Origin of the sequence: Microbacterium pseudoresistens (assembly GCF_013409745.1) — a bacterium.
GTDB lineage: Bacteria > Actinomycetota > Actinomycetes > Actinomycetales > Microbacteriaceae > Microbacterium > Microbacterium pseudoresistens.
Genome location: NZ_JACCBH010000001.1, coordinates 364,731 through 384,438, shown reverse-complemented (window position 1 = coordinate 384,438; position 19,708 = coordinate 364,731). Strand labels below are relative to the sequence as shown.

Here is a 19,708-nt window from a genome sequence, read left to right as displayed (position 1 = left end):
GAGCACCGGCGCGCCAGCGCACCCGGGGACACGTCAGGTGAGTTCGGCCAACGTCCCCGCTGCAGCACGGTGCGCGTCGAACCCGCATCGTGTCGCCTCGATGAACTCGGCCGCCGCCGTCGCGCGCGATGCGGCGCGCAGGACCCCGGATGTCGATCCGGTCCCGTCGGCGCCGGCGCGCATGATGTCGTAGGCATCATCGGGGCGAGCGACTCCGCCGGCGTGCATCATCATCACGTCCGGTGCATGCTCGGCCACGCGTGCGTCGACCGCGGGGATCCACGGTCGGTCCGCGCTCTTCGTGCTGCCGATCAGCGTCGCGGGCTCGAAGAGAACGATCTCGGGGTCGAGGTCGAGCAGGCCCATCACCTCGTCCTCGTCGCCGGCGCAGACCATCGTCAGCAGATGCTGCTCCCGCACACGGCGGATCGCTCGTGCGAGCAATGGCGGCGGCAGCGGACTCGCGTCGTGGTTGAGCATGACGCCGTGCGCTCCGGCGTCCGCGAGTGCTTCCGGCAGTACGCGTGCGACGCTGTCTCCGAGTTCGTCGTCGTCGACTCCCTGGGCGAAGACGAACACTCCCGGGATCGCGTTCCGCACCGCGCTGATCAGAGCTGTGGGCACAGTGAGGATAACCGACACGCCGTGCCGCTCGCCGGCGACGGCCGCAGCCTCCGCCACGGACACGATCTCCGGTAGACGCAGCAGGTTCTTCGGTCCGATCTCGAAGAAGGGGGGACGAAGAAGCGACTCCGCTGTCACTGCGAGGGCTCCACGATCACGACGGAGAGCGTGGAGGGCATGCTCGCGAGTGCCTCGTGGTCCGAGTCGGTGACAAGTACGTCGATCTCCTCGACGGCGGCGACGCGGGACATCAGCACGCGCCCCAGCTTGGAATGGTCGGCGGCCAGGATCACACGGTCCGAACGCTCCAGAGCCAGGCGCTTGCCCGCGCTCTCGTCAGGGTCGTAGTCCGTGAGGCCGCGCTGAGGGTGGACTCCGCTGATTCCCATCACGTACGAGTCCACGTTGTAGTGACGCAGGTCGTCCGCGGCTGCAGAGCTCGTGGTCAGCATCTCTGACGACTTCACTCGCCCTCCGAGCATGAAGATCTCGATGGCGGTCTCCTCCGCCAATTCCGACGCGACCAGGAGGCTCCGCGTGAGGACGGTGAGACGCCTGCCGCTCCCGCGCAGGGCATGCGCGACCGCCAAGGCAGTGCTCCCGCCGTCGATGAACACCACCTCGTCGTCGACCAGCAGCTCTGCCACGGCGCGGCCGATGTGTGCTTTGGTCTCGTGCGCCGCCTGCGCTCGGGTGGAGAGAGCGGGCTCCCGGCTCTTCGCGTCCAGAAGCAGTGCTCGTCCGCCGACCAGCCGCCGGACGATGCCCTCCTCCTCGAGCGTGCCGAGATCACGCCGGATGGTCATCTCGGAGACGCCGAAATGCGCGGCAAGGCTCTGGATGTCCACCTCGGCCTGTCCGCTCATCAGCGACTCGATCTCCACGCGTCTGCGCTGAGGAGTGATTGTGCTCATCGATCCCTCCGACGTCCGTCTCATCGGCACGATCCCCATGGGTTCGCATAGAAAATCTATCACAATCACGAGGCATATGTGAATGAGTCACATTTGTTGCCATGAACATCTTGCGGCTTGGATGTGAATCCATTACATTAATGTGAAACGCGATCACAATGCTGAGGTCACGGAACCCGATCACTGCCGATAGGAAGGACGCCGATGTACCTCTTCACCCGCACTGCCCACGGCCGCCGGAAGACGTCTGCTCGCGCAGTGCTCACGACAGGCATCACCACCGTCCTGGCCATCACCGTGGCCGGCTGCAGCGGTTCCTCCGCTCCGGAGGTCGATCCCGACGCCGCTGACGGCTGGTCGCAGGATTTCGCCGGCACCGAGCTCAACGTGCTCGCGGAGGCCACTCTGAACTCTGAGATCCTCGCCCAGCTCGCGCCGGAGTTCACCGAGAAGACCGGTATCGAGGTGAACATCGAGACGGCGCCGTTCGCGCAGCTCGTGCAGAGCGTCACGCTGGACTTCTCGACCGCCCAGGGCGACTACGACGTCGTCTCGATCCCCTACGACTATCTCGGCGCGTACGCCGGCAGCGACTACGTCGAGGAGATCACCCCCCTCATCGAGGAGAACGACGACAAGGTCGGCGAGGACTTCGACCAGGACGACATCATCCCCGGACTCTGGGAGACGGCGGCGACCTGGGACGGCAAGTCCTACGGGATGCCGTCCAACAGCGCCGTCACGATGATGATGTACCGCGCCGATCTGTTCGAGAATGCCGACGAGAAGGCGGCGTTCGCCGCCGAGTACGGCTACGATCTCGCGCCGGCCCAGACATGGGCGCAGTACCGCGACATTGCGGAGTTCTTCACCCGGGACGCCGGCGAGACGCTCGCAGGCGACACCCTGAGCGAGGCGATGTACGGCGTGACCATGGCTGGCAAGCGGCATGAGGCGGCCGTCTTCGAGTGGATGAACTACGCCGGCGGTTTCGGCGGCGGCGTCGTCGATGCCGACGGCGAGCTCATCGTCGACAGTGACGCCTCTGTCGAGAGTCTGGAGTACATGAAGTCGCTCGGCGAGTTCGCACCCCCGGGATTCACGTCGGCCACGTGGGACGAGGTCACCGCGAACCTGCAGCAGGGCATCGCCGCGCAGGCAATCTCCTGGGGTGACACAGCGGGTGCGATGGAGGATGAATCGCAGTCCGCAGTCGTCGGGAAGATCGGCTACGCAGACGTGCCCGTCGAGACCGAAGGAGACGAGCACCACGCGCTGCACGGCGCCTGGACCTACACGATCAGCAAGCAGGCGGTCGACAAGAACGCCGCGTACCTCTTCGTCGCCTGGGCGCTGTCCGAGTCCGTGCAGAAGCAGATCGGAGAGATGGGCGGTGTGCCGGCCACGCGAGCCGCGTTCGAGGACCCGGAACTGGTCGCATCGCTTCCGTCCTGGCCGCAGCAGCTGCTCAGCCTCGAGAACGCCCTCGCCCGCCCGCGCAACGCGGAGTGGCCGCAGATTCTCGATCAGCTCGCCCTGCAGGTGTCGACCGCGCTCGTGGGTGACTCGACGCCCCAGAAGGCGCTCCAAGACGCGCAGACCGAGATCGAGGGCATCCTCGGCGACAAGCTCCCGCTGAAGGCCTTCTGATCATGACGACAGAACGTTCACCGGTGAGACACCCGCGTCCGGGGGGCGGCCGGGCCGCCGTCCCCCGGACGCGGCACCGGAACAGAGCGGTCTGGACGCGTGTCGGGATGCAGGCGCCCAGCCTCGTCATCCTGGCGCTGGTGCTGGCCTTCCCCCTGATCTACAGCGTCGTGCTCAGCTTTCAGTCGTACAGTCCCGTCGACGCCGAGGCCGACGGTCGATTCATCGGATTCGACAACTACATCCGAATGCTGGGTGATGAGCAGTTCGGAAGGGCGGTGCTGGTCACGATCGCCTACGTCGTGCTGGCCGTGGGAATCGAGACCCTGCTGGGCACGATCGTCGGCGTCGCGCTGTCTCGTCTGATCCGCAGTCGTCGTATCGTGACCTCCGCGCTGCTTCTGCCCATGATCGCCACGCCGCTCGTCGTCGGCCTGATGTTCAGCTTCGGACTCAACCCGCAGTTCGGCTACATGACGGACTTCCTCCGTGCGCTCGGTCTGGTCGGCGAGGCCGGTGTGCTCGACAGCGCAGGCGGCGCCTTCGCCGCACTCGTGGTCATGGATGTCTGGGAATGGACCCCTTTCATCGCGTTGATGGTGCTCGCGGGCCTGTCGGCCGCGCCGCAGGCGCAGATCCAGGCCGCCGAACTCGACGGGTGCAACACGTTCGAGCTCTACTGGCACGTCATGCTCCCGATGATCCGTCCCGTGCTGATCGTCGCCGTCCTCTTCCGTGCCACGGAGGCCATCCGCCAGTTCGACCAGGTCTACATCCTCACCGGCGGGGGACCGGGATCGGCGACCACGGTCAACGACATCTTCCAATACCGCATCAGCTTTGCGGCGTTCGACATGAGCTACGGCGCGGCGCTGGGGGTGGCGACCTTCGCTGTCGTCGCCACGCTCTCCGCCATATTGTTCCGCTTCCTCAACCGCAAGGGCGCCGACGCATGAGCACCTCGACCGTAGTGAACACCCGCGCGATAGTCACCCGCGGCGCCGAGCGGGCCCGCGCCGTCGCGCCGTCGCCGCGCCGCTCGCGCACCCGCATCGCCCGCGCGGTGGTGGGAGTCGTCGCGGCGGCCCTGATCCTCGTCTATCTGTCGCCGATCATCTGGCTCGTCCTCACCTCGTTCAAGGAGCGCGTGGACATCTTCTCGTCCGCACCGAGCCTGTTATTCACGCCGACGCTGGAGAACTACCGCGAGGCGTTCCTCGACAAGGGCTTCACCGACAACATCGTGAACTCGGCGATCGTCGGCGTCGTCTCGACCGGCCTCGCGCTGCTTGTTGGCGTCCCCGCCGCCTACAGCCTCAGCCGGATGCGCAAGGGCGAGACTTTCATGATGGCGCTCCTGGCAGCTCGGCTCCTGCCGGCGATGGTCCTCGCCGTACCGCTCTTCGTCCTGGCCTCGTCGCTGGGTGTGCGCGATTCGTACTTCGCGCTCATCGCCGCCCACCTCACCTTCGCCCTTCCGTTCACGGTCTGGATGATGCGAGGCTTCTTCCTGGCCGTTCCGATCTCGCTTGACGAAGCGGCGCGACTGGACGGATGCGGAGAATGGCGGACGTTCCTACGGGTGATCCTGCCGATCGTCAAGCCCGGCCTCGCCTCGACGGGCATCTTCTGCCTGATCAACTCGTGGAACGAGTTCCTCTTCGCCCTCGTGCTGACGGGGCGGCACACGCAGACGCTGCCCGTCGCGATTCCGAGCCTCATAACCCCGATCGGAACCTCGTGGGGTCAGGTGGCCGCGGTGGGCACGGTCACGATCCTGCCCGTGCTGATCATCGCCTTCATCGTCCAGAAGCACATCGTCGCCGGGATGACGGGCGGGGCGGTGTCGGCGGAATGACCGATCCCGCGTTCTCGTTCTCGTCCTCTTCGTCAGCAGGGAGCATCCATATGGAAATCCAGACGCAATCGATCTCCGTCAGCACGCCGGCGCGTCAGGAGTTTTTCGACATCACGGACGAGGTGCTCCGCGTGGTCGCGGAGTCCGGTCTCGCCGAGGGGCTCGTGCAGGCGTTCACCCCGCACACCAGCTGCTGCGTGCTCATTCAGGAGGAGTCCGAGGACATCACCTACTACGGTACCCAGCTGCTCCTGCAGGACACGCTCAACGTCTTCGCGAAGATCGCGCCGCCGGCCCGGCACGAGGGACAGTATCTGCACCCCGGTCCGATCCACATCAAGAACGCCGCCGAGCTGCGCGGCGAGCATCCGTCGTGGGGCCTGAATACCGATGGGCACATCATCTCCTCGATCGTCGGGCGATCGGAGTCGATTCCGGTCGTCGAAGGCGCGCCCGTGCTGGGCGAGTTCGGTCGCGTGTACTTCGGCGACCTCGACTCCGTTCGCGCGCGGGAGCGTACCGTTCTGCTCACCGTGGTGGGTCGCTGACGATGCTCGTCTACGCGGTGGATCTCGGCTCGACGAATCTGAAGGTCGTGCTCTTCGACGAGCGTGCACGTCAACTCGCGGCCGCGAGCGCGACGATGCAGTACTCGCGGGACGGCGCGTTCGTCGAGTTCGATGCAGACTCGGTTCTGGGTTCGGTCCTCGATCTCGTTCGTTCCTGCGCGTCCGAGGCGGGGGCCGCCTCAGACGCGCAGAGCTGCATCGTGCTCACCGGTCAGGCCGAGTCGCTCGTGCTCGCCGATGCTCGCGGCATCGCGATCGCGCCCGCCATCTCCTGGATGGACGAGCGATCGACGGCCGAGGCCGCGGAGATCGGAGCGAGGTTCGACACGACAGAGGCCTTCGCTGTCACGGGTGAGACCGAGGCCGTGCCGACGTGGCCGGCCACCAAGCTGCGCTGGCTTCGCACGCATCGGCCGGACATACTCGCCGCGGCGCACCACGTCCTGATGGTCAAGGACTACATCCTGCTGCGGCTCACCGGCCGCGCGGTCGGCGAGGAGACCACGCGCGGCTTCACCTACCTCTACGATGTCCGCGGCCGCCGCTACTGGCCCGAGATGCTCGACTTCTGCGGCGTGGATCCCCGCACGCTGCCGCAGACGGTCCCGGCCGGCACGATCGTCGGCCCCGTCCTCGCGGAGTTCGCGGATCGACTTCCGCCGGCCGCGTCCTACACCGTGAACGCCGGCGCCCTCGACCACTTCTGCGCCATGCTGGGCACCTCCTCGTACGGTACGGGCGAGGTCAGCGCCTCGGCAGGCACAGTCCTGGCCGTTTCACTCCTCGCCACGGATCGCACGTTCGATCGGGCGTCCGGGATGTCCTTCCACGCCGGTCTGCGGCCGGGAGAGACCGTGCTCTTCAGCTGTGCCGACAGCGGCGGCGTCGCCCTCGACTGGTTCCGCGACGCCGTCGCCGGCGGCCTGCCATACGACCGGCTGGAGCGCGAGCTGAACGAACGGGATCATGGGCGGGCTCCGCTGTTCCTGCCGTATCTGACCGGCCTCAACCCGCCCGACTTCAACCCCCGGGCGCGTGGAGCATTCGTCGACCTGCAACTGCGCCACGACGGCGTCGACATGGCCTATGCGGTCATGGAGGGTCTCGCGCATCTGCTGCGTCGCAACATCGACGCGATCCGGGCAACCGGGGAGCAGGTGCACCAGATCGTCAGCACGGGAGGCGGCACGGCGTCCCGGTTCTGGAATCAGCTGAAGGCCGATGTCTGCGGTGTCGACCTGTGTGTCCCTGACGAGAAGGAAGCTGCGTGCCGTGGGGCGGCGATCCTCGCGCTGGTGGCCGCTGGCGAGCTGTCGTCGATCGACGACACCGCACGGCTGCACATGCCGGACGTCCAGGTATACCGTCCCCGCACGTCGCCGACGAGCCGTGCGCGTTACGACCGCTTCGACGACGTTCTCACGCGCCTGTACGGTGCGCAGCATCCACAGGCCCAACCCGAAGGAGGAGGAAGATGATCCTCTGCTGTTCGACCCCGATGATCCCCGCGGACTCGCTCACCGCGCAGGCGGAGCTGCTGCGCGACTGGGGGTACGAGGCCATTGCCGTGTTCCAGCCGGTCGACGCGTGGAATCGCGACGTGCACGCCGAGCTCGTCGCCCTCGAATCCCGCACCGGCGTGCGGCCCGTCGAGTTCGTCCTCACCGGCGACATCTACGGCAACGCCATGTCCGAGGACAGCGAGCTGCGTGCGCGCTGCCGTGACATGTATCGTCAAGCTGCCGATGTGTGCGCCGAGCTCGGACTCGTGACCGAGATCGAGTTCGAGTACGGACCACAGGACCCGATGCCCCTGTTCGACCCGTACCAGCAGCTCACCTCCGCACAGGACCAGGAGTTCACGGCGTTCTACGCCGAGCTGCTCGATCGGGTCGCGGGCTCCGAGGGCGCGGTGCTGCTCGAACCGCTCAACCGCTACGAGAGCCGGTATCTGAACTCGGTCGCCGACAACCTCGATGTCGTGACGCGGGTGGCGCATCCGAATGCTGGACTGCTCCCCGACACCTTCCACATGTCGATCGAGGAGTCGAGCATTCCCGATGCCCTCCGCCTCGCATCCGCCCACGTGCGTCACGTGCACCTGGGCGACAGCAACCGTCTGCTCCCGGGATACGGTGCGCTCGACTGGGACGGCATCTTCCAGGCGCTCCGCGACATCGACTACCGCGGCGCGATCAACCTCGAATGCTCGACCAGCGGCGACCCTGCCACCACCTTGCCCCAGACGGCAGCGCGCCTGCGCGAGCTCATCGACGCCTGACCACCCACGATTCCACTCGACATCCCGTCGGCGATCGGAAGACCCGAAGACACAAGGAGAAAGCTCATGAAGACCGATCTCGCAGGACGCATCGCCGTCGTGACCGGAGGCGGACGAGGCATCGGCCTTGCCGTCGCTCGCGCGCTCGCCGAGGAGGGTGCGGATGTCGCGCTCCTCGACCTCCTGGACACAGTCGAGGAGACCGCGGCCTCCATCGCCCAGGAGTTCGGCGTGCGTGCTCTGGGCGTCCGTCTCGACGTCACAGATCAGGGTGCCACCGGTGAGGCCTTCACGCTGATCACCGAGCGTCTCGGCGTTCCGCGCGTGCTCCTGACCGCCGCAGGCATCGAGATCAACGAGGACTCCATCGACGTCACGGCGAGCAACTGGCGCAAGGTGATCGACGTCAACCTCACCGGGACGTTCTTCTCCGCCCAGGCGTTCGGGCGCACCCTCCTCGAGGCGGGGCAGACTGGAAGCGCGGTGCTCATCTCCTCGATGTCGGGCTCGATAGTCAACGTGCCGCAGTGGGCGGCGTCCTACAACTCGTCCAAGGCCGCAGTCGCGCATCTCGCGAAGTCGCTGGCCGTCGAATGGGCCCCATCGGGCATCCGCGTGAACTCGATCGCACCGGGATATGTGCTCACCGACCTGACAAGGCAGATCATCGAGCGAGAGCCCGAGCTCGAAGCCGAGTGGGTGTCTTTGATCCCGCAGGGACGCATGGCAACACCCGAGGACATCGCGGGCCTCGTCGTGTTCCTCGCATCCGACGTGTCGAGCTACATGACGGCGCAGCAGGTCACCATCGACGGCGGATACACCGCCGTCTGACCCGAACCCGCAATCACTATCGAAAGGCTTCCTCATGGATTCTGAGATGTCTCGCAGCCCCGTCGGCGCACCCACCCCTCCGCGCCCGACGGACACGGCGCTCAGCACTCGCGGCATCCGCGTCTCCTACGGTCATGTCCAGGCGCTCCGCGGCGCCGACTTCGACTGTCGAGCTGGCGAGGTCACGGCGTTGATAGGCGACAACGGCGCCGGCAAGTCCACTCTCGTCAAGGTTCTTTCCGGCGCGCTTGCGCCCGACGATGGCGAGGTCTTCGTCGGCGGCGAGCGGTTCCGTGCCCACCAGCCGACGGACGCACAGGATGCGGGCATCGAGACTGTCTGGCAGGACCTCGCACTGGCGCCCGATATGGGGCCGGTAGCCAACATGTTCCTCGGGCGCGAGACGCGTCGCAAGGGACCGCTGGGCTGGTTCGGCTTCCTCGACAACAAGGCGATGACGGCCGTCGCTCAGCGCGAGTTCGCACAGCTCGGTGTGACCGCCGATCCTCGCAGGGGCTCCGTCAGCGACATGTCCGGCGGTCAACGTCAGGGGGTGGCCGTCGCCCGCGCGGTCAGTTGGGCACGCACGGTCGTGCTGCTCGACGAACCGACCGCGGCGCTGGGGGTTGTGCAGACCAAGGGTGTGCTCGACATGGTCAAGCGGGTCGCCGATCGTGGCCTTGCCGTCGTCCTCATCAGCCACAACATGTCCGATGTGCTCGCGGTGGCCGACCGCATCGAAGTGCTGCGACTGGGTCAGCGGGTCGCGAGCTACACGCGGGCGGAGGCTTCGCTCGAGCTGCTCGTCTCCACCATGACCGGCGGCAGCGTGCAGCCGGATACCGACTCGACCGAAACCACCGGAGGAACACGATGACCCCTCTCGACACGTTGGGCGCTCCCGTCCTCCCAACTCAACCTCTCACATGGCGTCAGCGTGTGGAGCGCGTCTGGCAGCACCCTCTGTTCGTGGTCACATGCGCCCTGATCCTGCTGGTCGTCGTGTTCGCGATCATCAACGGACAGCCCTTCCTCTCGACGGCGAACGTTCGCAACATGTTCCTGGCGGGATCGATCATGCTGATCCTCGCCGTCGGCGTCACCTACGTCATCATCACCGCCGGGTTCGACCTCTCGGTCGGCTCCGTGCTGGTGTTCTCGGGCGTCGTCAGCATGATCGTGATGCGGCAGGTGGGAGGAGACGGCTGGACGACGGCCCTCATCGGGCTCGCCGTCGCCGTCGCCTGCGGCCTGGTTCTCGGCTGGGTGAACGGACTGCTCGTGGCGTACGCCGAGCTCAATCCGATCATCGTCACGCTCGGCATGTTCGGTGCCGCTCTGGGCCTGGCCCAGGTGGCGACCGGAGGACAGGACCTCAGCGGGATGCCGGCGGCGATGTCGCAGTTCGGCGTCGGGCGGGTCCTCGGAGTGCCGTGGGTGGTCGTGATCGCCGCCGCCGTGGCCATCATCGCCGCGATCGCTCTGCACTCCACCGTGTTCGGCCGGCACACCTATGCGATCGGCTCGAACAAGGAGGCGGCCGTAAGGGCCGGCATCCCCGTCCGTCGTCACCTCGCCGTCATCTATGGGCTCTCCGGGCTCCTGGCCGGGTTGGCCGGCTGGCTCTCGCTCTCGATCTACGGGACGACGAACATCTCTGGTCACTCGCTCGATGCGCTCACCGCAGCGACCGCGGCGATCCTGGGCGGTGCGAGCCTGTTCGGCGGCGTCGGTACGATCGCCGGCACAGCGATCGGCAACGCGATCCCCGTCGTCCTCGCCAGCGGTCTCGTGATCGCCGGGTTGCAGAGCTTCTGGCAACAGGTTGTCACCGGCGCGGTGCTTGTCGGCGCGCTCTATCTCGATCGGCTGCGGCGCATCCGCAGCCTGAGGCGTTCCAGTGCACAGCCCGGCTGACAACCACGCACCCGTGCCACCCTCTCCGTCTACACCCGCAGTTCCCCTTCACATTCACACGACATAGGAGTCCGAAATGAACAGCACTGCCTCCACCACGTCCCGCTCACGTCGCACTCTCACCGCGGCCGCGGCGACCGTGCTCTTGCTGGGCCCGCTCGCTGCATGCTCCAGCACCGCTCCCGAGTCCGGAGGCGCCGGCGACGATCCTGTCGCCGGCGCCACGATCGCCATCGCGGGACCGCAGTCCGGCGATCCGTACTACGTGCAGGTCGCCTGCGGCGCACAAGCGGCCGGCGCCAAGCTCGGCATGGACGTCGGCGAACTGCAGGCCCCACAAAACCAGAATCAGGCGCAACTGACCACGATCGTGCAGAACATGCTCACCAACGCCCCCGACGCGCTGATCTACACACCTGCGGATCCCGTCGCCGGCGGCATTCCCGTGCAGTCCGCCCGCGCCGACGGGGTCACGGTCATCGATGTCGATGCGCAGCTCGACGACGAAGAGCTGTACGACTCGTTCATCGCATCCAATCACTATGAGGGAGCGAAGGAGATCACCGCTTACCTCGCCGAGCTCATCGGTGGAGAGGGTCAGATCGCCGCGATCGGCTCCCTGGCCACGAACCCGATCACCCAGGCTCGCATCAAGGGCTTCGAGGACGCGCTCGAGGAATATCCCGACATCGAGGTCGTGTCGATCTCATACCCGGAGATCTCGGCCGACGTCATCCAGGCCAACGCCGCCTCGACCCTGGTCAAGTATCCAGACCTGAAGGCGATCTACACCACGAACTACCTCAACTCCACGGGCGCGGCAGTAGCCCTGCGCAATGCGAACGTCGTCGGCGCCGTGAAGATGGTCAGCTGGGATGCGGGAGCGGCGAACATCGAACTCCTGGAAGAGGGCGTCCTCCAGGCCACGGTCGCTCAGCAGCCGTTCGCGATGGGTGAGCTCGCGATCGAGCAGATCGCGAACCAGTTGCGTGGCGACGAAGTATCTAAGACTGTGGACGCACCCGTCGAGATCCTCACGAGCGAAGACGTGGACACCCCGAAGGGCGAATCGCTCCGGTACAAGACCGAGTGCAGCTGACCCCGCAGACGCGGAAGGAACCCACGATGACCCTGACCGGATACCTCAACACGCTCTCGGCTGAGCCCGGCGAAGCCGTCGACCTCATGATGAGCGCGAGCGCCGACCTCGTGGAGGTCGACCTGGTGCGACTACAGCACGGCGACGATAATCCGGCGGGGCCAGGGCGGAAGATCCTTCCCGTGCCGGAGTTCATCGCGCAGACCGTGCGTGGTGGCCTGCGTGACGTGCACCTCGGGTCGTGCGTTGTCGTTCCCTCCGTCGGCACGCAGTCCGTCGAAGGGTTGAGCCTGTCGGTGCTCATGCAGCCCACGACGCCCTCGTCTGGCCGCGAGCAGGGTGTCCTCACCCTGCTCGCGGCGAACGGTGCGACCGTTCTTGGCATCGTTGTCGACGCGGCGGGTCGACTGGGCCTCCGAGGCGCCGACGAAGCCCGTCTCGCCGATCTCACCATCGCGTGGCGGAGGGGGAGCTGGTACCGCGTGCAGCTCGAGGTGCCGGCGGGGGGTCCGCTCGTGCTCCGGTGCGCGGAGTCGAGGGGCCTCGGCGAGGAGGTGGCGCTGGAGATCGAGGCGCAGCCGCTTCCGGCTGGATCGATCGTGTCCTCTGCGGTCATCGCGGCCGCGAGTTGCCGTCTGGACGGCCGTCAGTGGGTGCCCGATCGCGTCTTCAACGGCAAGATCGAGAGGCCTGAGATCCACCGCGTCGCTGCAGAGGGGAGCCGGATCCCGGTCGCCGAGTGGCGATTCGAACTGGAGCCCGGCAGTGCGGTAGCGGTCGACGTCAGCGGACACGAGCGCCACGGCATCGTCGTCGGCTCGCCGGCGCGCGCCTCGACGGGACATTCGTGGCGACACGAAGAGGTGGACTTCAGGAAGGCGCCTGAGCAGTACGGTGCGATCCACTTCCATGACGATGACCTCGACGATGCCGGCTGGGAGCCGAGCCTGCGCTTCACGGTTCCCGAGGATCTGACCTCGGGCGTGTACGCCGTCGAGCTGCGCGCCGGCGATGTCATCGACCACGTGCCGTTCGTCGTTCGCCCGCGCGACGGGGAAGCCCGGGCACGGACCGTCGTGCTCCTGCCCACGTTCACCTACCTCGCGTACGGAAACGAGCGGATGGTGACGAGACTCGACTTCGAGGGCGACCAGATGAGCGATCACGCTATTCGTCCGGGGCATCGCGATCTGGAGCTCGCGGAGCATCCGGAATGGGGGCTCAGCCTCTACGACGTGCACTCCGACGGCAGCACCTGCGCCTACGCGACGCATCTGCGCCCCATCCCGAATCTCCGGCCGGATTACCGGGCGTGGCTGCAGAACGCTCCGCGCCACCTCAGCGCCGACCTCTATCTCATCGACTGGCTGACGGAGAAGGGCTACTCCTTCGATGTCGTCACCGATCATGACCTCCATCGTGACGGGGCGGCGCTGCTCGCCGAGTACGACGTGGTCCTCACGGGAAGCCACCCCGAATACGTGAGCGCCCGGATGCTGGACGCTCTGGATGCGCATGTCCACAGCGGTGGATCGATGATGTATCTGGGCGGCAACGGCTTCTACTGGGTGACCAGTCAGGATTCTGCTCGTCCTCACATCATCGAGGTGCGTCGAGGCCCCGTGGGCACGCGACCTTCCGAGGGCGCTCCGGGGGAGGGGCATCACAGCACGACCGGTGAGCCCGGGGGAATGTGGCGTCAACGCGGTCGGTGGCCGAACCACCTCACGGGCATCGGCATGACCGCACAAGGATGGGATTCGAGAGCCCCCGGGTATCGACGCAATCCCGATCTGCCGGAAGAGTGCGCCTTCGTCTTCGACGGCGTCGACGAAGAGGTCATCGGCACGTTCGGTCTCATCATGGACGGCTCATCCGGCGACGAGATCGACCGGTTCGACGTCGACCGAGGAAGCCCTGCCGAGACCGTCGTGCTCGCGTCGTCGACGGGGCACAGCGATTTCTACTTCCTCGCGGGCGAAGACGTGATGGCGTCGCGGGCCGGGCTGGGCGGAACCCAGAGCCCGGAGGTGCGCTCCGACATGACCTGGCTCGAGAAGCCGGGCGGCGGCGCGGTGTTCAGCGTGGGCTCGATCTGTTTCCTCGGGTCGCTGTCGCACAACGGCTATCGCAACAACATCTCCACGGTCGTCGCGAACGCCCTCGACGAGATGCTGCGGAGGCCGAGCAGACAGCGGTAGCGAAGGATCCGTAAGAGAACAGACCGGCTAACCGCGCACAATGATCCGGGCGGTAACCTCGGATCATGCTCGAAGACATCAAGAAGCGCGCGCTGCACCGGGCCAGCATCCTCGAGGGGCAGCTGCGCGGCGTGACGCGGATGATCGAGAACGAGGACTACTGCATGGACATCATCACGCAGTCCCGTGCGATCCAGAAGTCCCTCGAATCACTGAACCGGCTGCTGCTCGAGAACCACATGCGCACGCACGTCACGCACATGTTCGAGCAGGGCGGCGACGAGCGCGAGCAAGCCGTCGACGAGCTTCTGAAGGCGTTCGACTTCGACCGGAAGTGACGATCCACACGGGTCAGGGCTCGACTGCTCGCACGCTATCTCCCCAGGCTTGGGAAGGGCCTTCGGCATTGCGGGACTGCGGCACCTTCCAGTGATTCGCGTCGGCGAGGACGGTCGGACGCAAACGCTCAGGCACGTTCTGCAGGGCGACAGGGCGTAGGAAGCGTTGAATCGAAGCGGTGCCGACGGCTGTGCTCTGAGCGTCAGTCGTCGCCGGCCACGGTCCGCCATGTTGCTGCGCGCCGGTCACGCCCACTCCCGTCGGCCAACCGCCGTACAACACGCGACCAGCATGTTCAATGCCCCAGGCGAGGACCCGCTCCACGTCGACTTGGTCGTCGTTGTCAGCGGCGTGGATCGTACAGGTGAGGTTACCGGGGAAGAGCTGCGTCGCCGCGGTGAGCGCCTGGTCGATGTGCTCGTACTCGACGAGGATCGTTGCGGGTCCGAAGAGCTCGTCTGCCAGATCCGGATGGGCGAGGAGATGTGCCGTGTCGGTTTGCAGCAACGACGGCGTGACCCAGGCCAATCCATCCTCGGTGCGAACGGAGCCGCGCAGCACACCGGTGACTCCCGCCCGCAAGGCAGAATCAACCGACTCTTCGAAGGACGTGGATATCGACGGAGTGAGCAACCGGTGCGCGGGGGTAGGGCTCAAGGCCTCGGCCACCGTAGACGCCCATCCGGTGCCGGCGGGGACGAAGACGAAGCCGGGTTTGGTGCACAGCTGGCCTGCCGAGCTCGACACGCTCGCCGCGAGTCCTTGGGCGAGGGCCTCGTCGTCGCCGAGAGCGCCAGGGAACACGAAGACCGGGTTCACGCTGCCGAGCTCTCCGTAGAACGGGATGGGGGTCGGGCGTTCGGCGGCGATGCGGGCGAGGTAGGTGCCGATTCGTGTAGAACCGGTGAAGCTCCCGGCACGGATGCGCGGATCTTGGAGCAGTTCAACACCTGCGGCCTGTCCTGAGATGCTCTGGAAAACACCGTCGGGGTGTCCCTCATCGCGTACCGCCTCTTGCACGAGCTGAGTCGTGCGGGCGCCGAGCCGCGGATGGCCCGAGTGGAGCTTGACGATCACCGGACACCCTGCGGCCAGGGCGCTGACACTGTCGCCTCCGAAGACCGAGAAAGCGAAGGGAAAGTTGCTGGCGGCGAAGTTCAGCACCGGCCCGATCGGTACGAGGTATCGTCGCAGATCGGGCCGGGGTCCGAGCACGAACTGGTCATCATGCTCGTCGATGCGCACGTCGAGAAACTCACCTCGCGCAGCGACGTCGCCGAAGAGTCGTGCTTGCACGACGGTGCGAGTGAGTTCGTTGTTCAGTCGTTCTTCGCCGAGTCCGGTTTCTTCGCTTGCAAGTGCGACCAGCTCGGCTCGGGCGGATTCGAGCTGATTCGCCGTATTCACGAGCAGCCGAGCCCGGTCATTCAGCGGGATCCGCGACCATGTCGGTGCCGCCGCGGCGGCGTTCGAGGCGATCTGTTCAACGTCGGCGCTGGTCATGAAGCTCTCCCCAGGATTCGTGCACGGTGTGCCCTGCTTCGGGCGAGGTAGTCGTCAAGAGTCTCGATCTCGAACTCTTCGAGGATCGCCGCTGCCGAGAGATCCGGCGACTCGGCCGTGATCAGCACCGAGCCCAGTCGTCCCGGGTCATGGATGGTGACGTCGTCGCGGTACTGCCGTTTGGCGGCGGCGAGCTTGTCCCAGTTGTCGTCGAGGTGCGCCACGGCATAGTCGAGATTGATGGTGCGGGTGACGTCGGGGAAGTAATTGGTGCTCTCAGCGATCGTCTCTCCCAGGGGGGAGACGATCGCACTCGGCGCCGGCGGGCGGATCGACGCGGCCAGGTACGCGCGCAACGAGTACGCCCAGTAGTTCTGCATGAGCGAGCCATGGTACTCCGAGCTGAAGACGATGAGCTCCACCCCGCGGTTTCGATACGCATGCCGCAGTTCGTCGAAGTTGAGGTCGAAGCAGATCACCGTTCCCACGCGCCCGAAGTCGAGGTCGATGACCGGAGCATCCGTGCCGTAGTCCAGACCGCTCAGGTCGTGCTCGCGCATGACGAGGTGGTTCTTGTCGTAGGCGCCGACGACGGCCCCGGTGCGGTCGATGTACTCAGTGCGGTTGCGGGCGAAGTCGTCGCCGACCTGTTGCGCCGAGTAGGCGATATTGCAGCCGTGGGATCGGGCGATCTCGGCGAGGACATCGCGGACCCGGGTTCCGCGTACGTGGAAGTACTCGCGCTGGCGGTCCGATCCGAAGGTCGTGATCAGCGGGCGGTCCGCCGCTTCGGGCAGCACGACGAGGTCGGGGCGATGGGGGAGCACCGCCTCGATACGTTCGGTCCAGTGAGCGACTTCCGCGTGTACGGCGTCCTCCAGCGGGACATCGCGACCGAGCGGCAGGGCCGCCGCCGTCACGCAGCTCACGGTGACGTGTCTGGACATCGGATTCTCGATTCAGTGGGGAAGATCGGAGAGGATGACGCGGTCGCCGTCGATCGCCGGCACGCCGTCGCGGTACACGGCGACGACGTCGCCGAGGCCGCGTTCGACGTCGGCGCCGTCGAGGATCGTCAGGTCCGCGCGAAGGCCGGGGGTGAGCCTGCCCACCTCCGACTCGAGCCCGATCGCGTCGGCGGCGAGACCGGTGACCGTTCCGATCGCCTCCGCGGGGGTGAGCCCGAGCGCGACCACGGCGGCGCGGATGGTGTCGGTGAACCGGCGGAAGGGGGTGAATCGCACGCCCGCGTCACTGGCGACGACGACGGGGAGTCCGGAGGCGCGCACGTCTCTCGCCCAGGCGAAGTCGTCCGCAAGGCTGCCGGTGTGCGACGCCGCGTGCGCGTCTCGCACTTCGTCGGCGGTGAAGCCGGAGATGCCGGGGAGCATGGCACGGGCGATTCCGGCCAGCGTGATCACGACCGTGGACGAACCGCCGCGCAACGTGGAAACGAGGTCGGAGGACGGCTCCTGTCGGCCGTCGGATCCCCGCCAGAGGCAGTGCTCGAGGGTGTCGACCCCGGCGGCGATGCAGCGCCGGATCGCCTCGGCGTTCTGCGAATGCGCGGCGACCCGTCGTCCGGCGGCATGGGCGAGACCGACGGCCTCGTGCAGCGCCGCAGCGGTGAACTGCGGCGTGAACGGGTCCGACTCCCTGGTCATGCTCCCGCCGCTGGACATGATCTTGATCACGTCGGCTCCGTGGTCGAGGAGCGCCCGCACCCGCTCGGGGACCTCGGCGTCGGTCTCGGCGATGTTGCCGCACCAGTTGAGATGCCCGGTCTTCGTCGTCAGCGGAGCCCCCGCGGTGAGGATCCGCGGGCCGGGCAGCACACCCTGCGCGACGGCGTCGCGTATCTCGCGCACGACCCACCGGGTGTCGCCGAGATCGCGCGCGGTGGTGACGCCGCCGAGCAGGCACTCCATGGCGTTGCGGGCGCCGATCGTCGCCAGTGCCGCGTCCGGGGCTTCGACGAAGCGGCGCCGGGTGCGCTCGTGGTCGGTGTCGCAGGAGAACAGCAGGTGCACGTGTGCGTCGATGAACCCTGGCGTGAGGGTGACCGCGCCGAGGTCCTCGCTGACGCGACGCTGCTCCCCGTCGAGGGCGTGTGCGGAGGTCACCCCGATGATGCGGCCGTCGCGTACGCCGACCGCGGCGTCTGCGAGCAGATCGCCGTCTCCGGTCACGACGGCGTCGGCGCGCAACCAGCGCTCAGTCATGGCTCACCGTCCCGGTGAAGACACGGGTGAAGTTCTCGCGCCAGATGAGGTCGGCGTCTCGGCTGGATCGTCCGCCGAGCACGGTCGTGAGCGGTTCGAATGCCGCGTCGAAGGGAGCGTCCTGAACGCACAGGGGCCAGTCGCTGGCCCAGAGGAGCCGTCTGGGACCGAACGCATCCAGTGCGGTCTCGTAGAACGGTATGAGGTCGGTGAAAGGGGCACCGCTCCTGCTGAAGAACGCCGAGTTCGGCGTCTTCGCCGTGACGTTGGGATGCTCGGCGAGTGCGAGGAAGCGGGCGAAGCCCGCCGATGCGGGACCGGCGACGGGATCGGGGCGACCGAGGTGATCGACCACGACGGCGATCCGCTCCCATCGAGCCGCGAACCGTGCGACGTCGGGAAGCTGCTCCGGCGCGGCGTGCATCTCGGCGACCGCGCCGGCGGCGTCGAGCACGCGGAGCGGTTCGTCGAGAGACCCGTCGGTGAGCCAGGCGATGTCGGACTCGCCGAGGAGGGTGAGGCGGATCCCGGATGCGCCTCTGGCCAGGAGATCCGTCACCCGCTGCGCACTACCGAGGCTGCGCACGTCGGCGCGCGCGATCACCCGGAACCGATCAGGGTCTCCGGCGGCCACGGCGAAGCTCGTCTCGTTGTCCCAGCCCATCGTCGACGGTGTGACGATCGCCGTGATGCCGACCCCGTGCGCGTCGCGCAGGCGCAGGTACGCGTTCTCGTCGGCGGCGGAGTCCACGGCGCCGGGTGTGATGTGGACATGCGCGTCGTGGGCCCGGTATCGGCCGTGATCCGCCGCGGTCACCAGGCCACCGGTCCGAAGGTGAGGCGCGGAAGGTGTCGTTCGATCTCGATGACCGTCCGCTTGAGGGCGTCGACGATCTGGTCCTCCCGCGCGGGTGTGAGGCGGGCGAGGGGCACCGAGCAGCTGATCGCGTCGGTGGCCGGTGAGACGGAATGCAGCACGAACCCGAAGCAATGGATGCCCAGGGAGTTCTCCTCCGCGTCGATCGCGTAGCCGCGTCGCCGGGTCTCATCGAGGTCGGCTCGGAGACGGTCGACGCTGGTGAGCGAGTGCGCCGTCACCTGCGGCAGCGGATCCTGGAGGTGCGCGTCGAGATCGACGTCGAGCCAGTCGGCGAGGATCGCCTTCCCCATGGCGGTCACCGATGCGGGCTGGCGCCGACCGACGCGGTTGATGTAGCGGAGGTACTGCGAGGACTCCTTGGTGGTCAGGTACACGACGTCGGAGCCGTCGAGGCGACCGTAATGCACCGTCTCGTCGAGTTCGCGGTTGAGCTCCTCGAGCCAGGGCATCGCGGCGCGCAGGTAGGGATCCGAGTCGATGTAGGTGGTTCCCGCCATCAGTGCGCGGATTCCGATCGTGTAGAGGGTTCCCGTCGTGTCGCGGCGGACCCACCCCCGGTCGGAGAGGGTGCGCAGGAGGGCGTAGAGACTGCTGCGGGGGATCCCCAGGTCATCGCCGATGTCTCGCAGGCGTGCGGGTTCGTCGTTCCTCGAGGCGAGGTACTCGAGGACCTCGATCGTGTGCAGCGCTGACTTGACCGGCCGCACGCCCCCGGTGCTCGCCACATCCGTCATGAGACCTCTTTCTCGCATCCGGAGTTTTCGTCCTGTCCATCATTGCATCATCGCGACCCCTATAGTAGCCTCTGACTGCTGTG

The 19,708-nt window shown here is 67.0% G+C and carries 19 protein-coding genes; 12 read left to right on the top strand and 7 right to left on the bottom strand.

Annotated elements, in window-relative coordinates; all coding sequences use genetic code 11:
* Nucleotides 1-33: 33 nt before the first annotated feature.
* The gene (locus BKA02_RS01860) at nt 34-762 is read right to left on the bottom strand and encodes a triose-phosphate isomerase (protein WP_179430754.1); all 729 of its coding nucleotides are present in this window, start codon (nt 760-762) and stop codon (nt 34-36) included.
* A complete protein-coding gene (locus BKA02_RS01855) occupies nt 759-1,538 on the bottom strand; it encodes a DeoR/GlpR family DNA-binding transcription regulator (protein WP_179430752.1) in 780 nt (259 codons plus the stop codon). The genes BKA02_RS01860 and BKA02_RS01855 overlap by 4 nt, the downstream gene beginning before the upstream one ends.
* 258 nt (nt 1,539-1,796) lie before the next feature.
* Between BKA02_RS01855 and BKA02_RS01850 the strand changes: the two genes are divergently transcribed.
* The 12 genes from BKA02_RS01850 to BKA02_RS01795 all read left to right on the top strand — a co-directional run bounded on the left by BKA02_RS01850 (nt 1,797) and on the right by BKA02_RS01795 (nt 14,285).
* Nucleotides 1,797-3,188 carry an extracellular solute-binding protein gene (locus BKA02_RS01850; RefSeq protein WP_179430750.1) on the top strand — a complete coding sequence of 464 codons (1,392 nt, stop codon included), beginning with the start codon at nt 1,797-1,799 and terminating at the stop codon, nt 3,186-3,188.
* Between the two features lie 107 nt (nt 3,189-3,295).
* Nucleotides 3,296-4,144, top strand: a complete 849-nt coding sequence (locus tag BKA02_RS01845; RefSeq protein WP_179430748.1) for a carbohydrate ABC transporter permease — start codon at nt 3,296-3,298, stop codon at nt 4,142-4,144.
* Nucleotides 4,141-5,046: a carbohydrate ABC transporter permease gene (locus BKA02_RS01840; protein WP_179430746.1), complete on the top strand. Its 906-nt coding sequence runs from the start codon at nt 4,141-4,143 to the stop codon at nt 5,044-5,046. The genes BKA02_RS01845 and BKA02_RS01840 overlap by 4 nt, the downstream gene beginning before the upstream one ends.
* Nucleotides 5,047-5,096: 50 nt before the next feature.
* On the top strand, nt 5,097-5,594 hold the full coding sequence (locus tag BKA02_RS01835) for a YjbQ family protein (RefSeq protein WP_179430744.1): 498 nt from the start codon (nt 5,097-5,099) through the stop codon (nt 5,592-5,594).
* Between the two features lie 2 nt (nt 5,595-5,596).
* Nucleotides 5,597-7,093 carry an FGGY-family carbohydrate kinase gene (locus tag BKA02_RS01830; RefSeq protein ID WP_179430741.1) on the top strand — a complete coding sequence of 499 codons (1,497 nt, stop codon included), beginning with the start codon at nt 5,597-5,599 and terminating at the stop codon, nt 7,091-7,093.
* Entirely contained in the window at nt 7,090-7,896 is an 807-nt protein-coding gene (locus tag BKA02_RS01825) for a sugar phosphate isomerase/epimerase family protein (RefSeq protein ID WP_179430739.1), read from the top strand. Before BKA02_RS01830 ends, BKA02_RS01825 begins: the two co-directional genes overlap by 4 nt.
* 66 nt (nt 7,897-7,962) lie before the next feature.
* Nucleotides 7,963-8,730 carry an SDR family oxidoreductase gene (locus BKA02_RS01820; protein WP_179430737.1) on the top strand — a complete coding sequence of 256 codons (768 nt, stop codon included), beginning with the start codon at nt 7,963-7,965 and terminating at the stop codon, nt 8,728-8,730.
* 46 nt (nt 8,731-8,776) lie between these two features.
* Entirely contained in the window at nt 8,777-9,607 is an 831-nt protein-coding gene (locus BKA02_RS01815) for an ATP-binding cassette domain-containing protein (RefSeq protein ID WP_179430735.1), read from the top strand.
* Between the two features lie 92 nt (nt 9,608-9,699).
* Nucleotides 9,700-10,647 carry an ABC transporter permease subunit gene (locus BKA02_RS01810; RefSeq protein WP_179430733.1) on the top strand — a complete coding sequence of 316 codons (948 nt, stop codon included), beginning with the start codon at nt 9,700-9,702 and terminating at the stop codon, nt 10,645-10,647.
* Nucleotides 10,648-10,723: 76 nt separating this feature from the next.
* Complete coding sequence (locus BKA02_RS01805) at nt 10,724-11,746, top strand: sugar ABC transporter substrate-binding protein (RefSeq protein WP_179430731.1); 1,023 nt, start codon at nt 10,724-10,726, stop codon at nt 11,744-11,746.
* Nucleotides 11,747-11,772: 26 nt separating this feature from the next.
* Nucleotides 11,773-13,947, top strand: a complete 2,175-nt coding sequence (locus tag BKA02_RS01800; protein WP_179430728.1) for a N,N-dimethylformamidase beta subunit family domain-containing protein — start codon at nt 11,773-11,775, stop codon at nt 13,945-13,947.
* Between the two features lie 65 nt (nt 13,948-14,012).
* Nucleotides 14,013-14,285: a metal-sensitive transcriptional regulator gene (locus BKA02_RS01795; protein ID WP_179430726.1), complete on the top strand. Its 273-nt coding sequence runs from the start codon at nt 14,013-14,015 to the stop codon at nt 14,283-14,285.
* Nucleotides 14,286-14,298: 13 nt separating this feature from the next.
* Here the strand turns inward: BKA02_RS01795 and BKA02_RS01790 are convergent, their stop codons facing one another.
* From BKA02_RS01790 to BKA02_RS01770, 5 genes are read right to left on the bottom strand one after another with little or no spacing between them, the layout of a single operon-like run.
* Entirely contained in the window at nt 14,299-15,789 is a 1,491-nt protein-coding gene (locus tag BKA02_RS01790; RefSeq protein ID WP_179430724.1) for an aldehyde dehydrogenase (NADP(+)), read from the bottom strand.
* The gene (locus BKA02_RS01785; protein ID WP_179430722.1) at nt 15,786-16,736 is read right to left on the bottom strand and encodes a carbon-nitrogen hydrolase family protein; all 951 of its coding nucleotides are present in this window, start codon (nt 16,734-16,736) and stop codon (nt 15,786-15,788) included. Before BKA02_RS01785 ends, BKA02_RS01790 begins: the two co-directional genes overlap by 4 nt.
* 12 nt (nt 16,737-16,748) lie before the next feature.
* Nucleotides 16,749-18,011 carry an amidohydrolase family protein gene (locus BKA02_RS01780; RefSeq protein WP_179430719.1) on the bottom strand — a complete coding sequence of 421 codons (1,263 nt, stop codon included), beginning with the start codon at nt 18,009-18,011 and terminating at the stop codon, nt 16,749-16,751.
* The gene (locus BKA02_RS01775) at nt 18,004-18,828 is read right to left on the bottom strand and encodes an amidohydrolase family protein (RefSeq protein ID WP_179430717.1); all 825 of its coding nucleotides are present in this window, start codon (nt 18,826-18,828) and stop codon (nt 18,004-18,006) included. The genes BKA02_RS01780 and BKA02_RS01775 overlap by 8 nt, the downstream gene beginning before the upstream one ends.
* Nucleotides 18,825-19,625, bottom strand: a complete 801-nt coding sequence (locus BKA02_RS01770; RefSeq protein ID WP_179430715.1) for an IclR family transcriptional regulator — start codon at nt 19,623-19,625, stop codon at nt 18,825-18,827. Before BKA02_RS01770 ends, BKA02_RS01775 begins: the two co-directional genes overlap by 4 nt.
* Nucleotides 19,626-19,708: the final 83 nt, after the last annotated feature.

Bases quoted from the DNA above. Each gene is read 5' to 3' on its own strand.
- BKA02_RS01815 (WP_179430735.1), top strand. From the start codon at position 8,777: ATGTCTCGCAGCCCCGTCGGCGCACCCACCCCTCCGCGCCCGACGGAC.
- BKA02_RS01805 (WP_179430731.1), top strand. From the start codon at position 10,724: ATGAACAGCACTGCCTCCACCACGTCCCGCTCACGTCGCACTCTCACC.
- BKA02_RS01770 (WP_179430715.1), bottom strand. From the start codon at position 19,625: ATGACGGATGTGGCGAGCACCGGGGGCGTGCGGCCGGTCAAGTCAGCG.
- BKA02_RS01830 (WP_179430741.1), top strand. From the start codon at position 5,597: ATGCTCGTCTACGCGGTGGATCTCGGCTCGACGAATCTGAAGGTCGTG.
- BKA02_RS01825 (WP_179430739.1), top strand. From the start codon at position 7,090: ATGATCCTCTGCTGTTCGACCCCGATGATCCCCGCGGACTCGCTCACC.
- BKA02_RS01835 (WP_179430744.1), top strand. From the start codon at position 5,097: ATGGAAATCCAGACGCAATCGATCTCCGTCAGCACGCCGGCGCGTCAG.
- BKA02_RS01780 (WP_179430719.1), bottom strand. From the start codon at position 18,011: ATGACTGAGCGCTGGTTGCGCGCCGACGCCGTCGTGACCGGAGACGGC.
- BKA02_RS01800 (WP_179430728.1), top strand. From the start codon at position 11,773: ATGACCCTGACCGGATACCTCAACACGCTCTCGGCTGAGCCCGGCGAA.
- BKA02_RS01840 (WP_179430746.1), top strand. From the start codon at position 4,141: ATGAGCACCTCGACCGTAGTGAACACCCGCGCGATAGTCACCCGCGGC.
- BKA02_RS01855 (WP_179430752.1), bottom strand. From the start codon at position 1,538: ATGAGCACAATCACTCCTCAGCGCAGACGCGTGGAGATCGAGTCGCTG.
- BKA02_RS01785 (WP_179430722.1), bottom strand. From the start codon at position 16,736: ATGTCCAGACACGTCACCGTGAGCTGCGTGACGGCGGCGGCCCTGCCG.
- BKA02_RS01795 (WP_179430726.1), top strand. From the start codon at position 14,013: ATGCTCGAAGACATCAAGAAGCGCGCGCTGCACCGGGCCAGCATCCTC.
- BKA02_RS01845 (WP_179430748.1), top strand. From the start codon at position 3,296: ATGCAGGCGCCCAGCCTCGTCATCCTGGCGCTGGTGCTGGCCTTCCCC.
- BKA02_RS01790 (WP_179430724.1), bottom strand. From the start codon at position 15,789: ATGACCAGCGCCGACGTTGAACAGATCGCCTCGAACGCCGCCGCGGCG.
- BKA02_RS01820 (WP_179430737.1), top strand. From the start codon at position 7,963: ATGAAGACCGATCTCGCAGGACGCATCGCCGTCGTGACCGGAGGCGGA.